The sequence below is a fragment of the Protofrankia sp. Cr1 genome, from assembly GCF_963555865.1.
Taxonomy (GTDB): domain Bacteria; phylum Actinomycetota; class Actinomycetes; order Frankiales; family Frankiaceae; genus Protofrankia.
The window spans coordinates 8,530-10,262 of the sequence record NZ_CAUVXO010000085.1 but is presented as its reverse complement, the minus strand read 5'-3'; the positions used below and the strand labels follow the sequence as shown (position 1 = coordinate 10,262).

Genomic DNA, 1,733 nt, shown 5'->3' with positions numbered 1-1,733 from the left:
CATCGGTGACCTGCGCGTGAGCAGGCCGTGGGCAGGGGTGTTACCGTGAAATCCCGTGGACCGGCCAGGTACGGATCCGGCCGGCGATACCCACGGAAGGGTCTCAGCGTGGCGCAGGCGCACGTGACCAAGCACATTTTTGTGACCGGAGGTGTGGCCTCCAGTCTCGGCAAGGGGCTCACCGCATCCAGCCTCGGTCGTCTCCTGAAGGCACGTGGCCTACGGGTCACCATGCAGAAGCTTGATCCCTACCTCAACGTCGACCCCGGCACGATGAACCCGTTCCAGCACGGGGAGGTCTTTGTCACCGATGACGGTGCCGAGACAGACCTCGACATCGGCCACTACGAACGGTTCCTGGACGTCGACCTCGACGGCAGCGCGAACGTCACCACCGGCCAGGTCTACTCGGAGGTGATCGCCCGAGAACGCCGGGGCGACTATCTCGGGCAGACCGTGCAGGTCATACCGCACATCACCGACGAGATCAAGGGCCGGATCCGCAGGCTCGCCACCGACGAGGTGGACGTGGTCATCACCGAGGTGGGCGGGACGGTCGGCGACATCGAGTCCCTGCCCTACCTCGAGGCGATCCGGCAGGTCCGCCACGAGGTAGGCCGTGACAACGTCCTGACCGTGCACGTGAGCCTGGTGCCGTACCTGGCTCCCTCCGGCGAGCTCAAGACCAAGCCGACGCAGCACTCGGTGGCGGCACTGCGCAGTATCGGCCTTCAGCCGGATGCGGTGGTCGCCCGGTCTGACCGCCCGCTGCCGGACGCACTCAAGAACAAGATCGCGTTGATGTGCGATGTGGACGACGAGGCCGTGGTCGGTGCGCCGGATGCGGTATCGATCTACGACATTCCGAAGGTGCTGCACCGCGAGGGGCTCGACGCCTATGCGGTCCGCCGCCTGGGCCTGCCCTTTCGCGACGTCGACTGGACCGAGTGGGACACTCTGCTGCGCCGTGTTCACTGCCCGGCCAAGATGGTCACCGTCGCGATCGTCGGCAAGTACGTCGACCTGCCGGACGCCTACCTGTCGGTGACCGAAGCATTGCGCGCGGGTGGCTTCGCGGTGAACGCCCGGGTGGAGATCCGCTGGGTGCCCTCGGATTCCTGCTCGTCGGTGGAGACCACCGCATCCGCATTGGATGGCGTCGACGGCCTGCTCGTGCCGGGTGGTTTCGGCATCCGCGGCATCGAGGGGAAGATCGAGGCGCTGCGTCACGCGCGGATGAACGCGATCCCGGCGTTGGGGTTGTGCCTGGGCCTGCAGTGCATGGTGATCGAGGCGGCCCGCAACATGGCCGGGCTGGTGGGGGCGAACTCGACCGAGTTCGACGCGGACACCCCGCATCCGGTGATCTCCACCATGGCCGACCAGCGGGCGGTGGTCGCCGGTGAGCGGGATATGGGCGGCACCATGCGTCTGGGCCGCTACCCGTGCGTGTTGGTTCCGGGGACGGTGGCCCGGCGGGTGTACGGGGTCGCCGAGGTCGGTGAGCGCCACCGGCACCGCTATGAGGTCAACAACGACTACCGGGACCGGCTCACCGCCGCCGGCCTGGTGATCTCGGGGACCTCGCCGGACGGTCGGCTCGTCGAGGTCGTCGAGCTCACGACCGGGAACAATCCGTTCTACGTGGGCACCCAGGCGCACCCGGAGTTCCGATCCCGACCGACCCGGGCCCACCCGCTGTTCCGGGCGTTGGCCGCGGCGGCGGTGACCCA

1 protein-coding gene is annotated in these 1,733 nt (G+C 68.0%); it reads left to right on the top strand.

Annotation, left to right across the window (positions count from 1 at the left end):
* Positions 1-108: 108 nt before the first annotated feature.
* On the top strand, positions 109-1,733 hold a 1,625-nt coding region (locus tag U9980_RS09860; protein ID WP_322767647.1), incomplete at its 3' end, for a CTP synthase.